Below are 258 nucleotides of genomic sequence, written 5' to 3'. Positions count from 1 at the left end.
GCGATGGTGACAAGTAATTCCACATCCTGACGTTCTGCGGCAATTATTGAAGAAACCGTCCCTCCTCCGGAGAAACCAATCAAACGGACTTTATCAGCACCAAACCGTAGCTTCATGGCGGTAATCGCACGATTCATTGACACAATGACCGAATTTGAATAGCGGTGAGACGTCCATATCGCCTTATTGCATGAATTAAAGCGGTTCCCGAGTGAATATTGACATGGTCTCCCCAGATACACACTATTACCACCAATA

This window comes from Methylophaga sp. (assembly GCF_965655755.1).
Lineage (GTDB): Bacteria > Pseudomonadota > Gammaproteobacteria > Nitrosococcales > Methylophagaceae > Methylophaga.
This window is presented reverse-complemented; position numbering follows the sequence as displayed.